This is a genomic window from Pseudomonas wayambapalatensis, assembly GCF_049942315.1.
Lineage (GTDB): Bacteria > Pseudomonadota > Gammaproteobacteria > Pseudomonadales > Pseudomonadaceae > Aquipseudomonas > Aquipseudomonas wayambapalatensis.
The window spans coordinates 1-1,035 of sequence record NZ_JBNFMU010000055.1 but is presented as its reverse complement, the minus strand read 5'-3'; the positions used below and the strand labels follow the sequence as shown (position 1 = coordinate 1,035).

Below are 1,035 nucleotides of genomic sequence, written 5' to 3'. Positions count from 1 at the left end.
GGGGGCGGCCCCTGTTGCCTTTTTTCAGCTAGGACTTCTCCTAGGGGGTGTTTTTCTCCCCTCCCGCACCCCCTCGCCCTTCCTCCCCCCCCCCCCCCCTTCCCCGCGAAAAGCACGACTCGGCGTTAATCACGAAAGAATGTTCTTCATCGACAGGTTACGCGCGTACCAAGGCCGACGCGGCACCCGCCGCAGCAGGTCGGCGATGCCGTCCTCTTCGCCGAAGGTGATACGCAGCGCAAGCTTCATCACCTCCACATCCATCTCCACTGTCTTGCCCGGACGAATACCCGGTGTGGTACTGCACCCATGAGTGTCCGGCCCCAGCCAGGGGTCGCCGACTTCCACCCAAGGACCCGGCGCGAACCACTTCACGCCATTGACCTCCAGGCGCCGCACCTGGCCGGGGTGATAGCGTTCATGGGCGCGATACCAGTCTTCGATCCGGTCGTCGATCCAACCATGGAACCCCCAGAACACCGGGTGTACATGGGAAGAAAACGGATCGCCCAGGAAGTCGTTCTCACGGCCGAACCAGCGCCCGGCGAAATCCGACGGGTCGCGCGCAAAGGGCACCGGCGCACTGTTGGACGGGTCCCGGGGCACCGAGGCCCAGCACATGTGCAGCCAGTCGTGCAGGTTCATCTCCACTTCCGAACCAAAGGTGCCCAGGCTCAGCTTCGACAGGTACTGCGGATCCTGGTATTGCGATTCCCAGACCTGGAAGTTGCTGCAGAACGTCTCCCCGGCCTTGATCGCCGACACCCACTGGCCATACTCGTCGTCGCCCGGCGCTTGCCAGGGCGGCGGCACGCAGCAGCCGTCGTGGTTGTCGTAATAGCGGGCAAAACCCTGCCGGTCGAACTCGACATTGGGCTGTGGCAGCGGAAAGCGCTGCCAGGAGGGCAGGTCCTGCAGGGCGCGTGCGGCAGCGAGCATGTGCCGGTGCATGAACAGAAAGTCCACGCCCGAACCATTGCGGTGCTTGCGCGGCCCGCGGGCATCGCGCTCGTGGTCGCGCGGCCCTGGCTGCCA

1 pseudogene is annotated in these 1,035 nt (G+C 64.9%); it reads right to left on the bottom strand.

Annotation, left to right across the window (positions count from 1 at the left end):
• Positions 1-129: 129 nt before the first annotated feature.
• Positions 130-1,035: pseudogene (locus ACPZMI_RS01670) on the bottom strand (pyoverdine maturation tyrosinase PvdP); the annotation flags it as partial.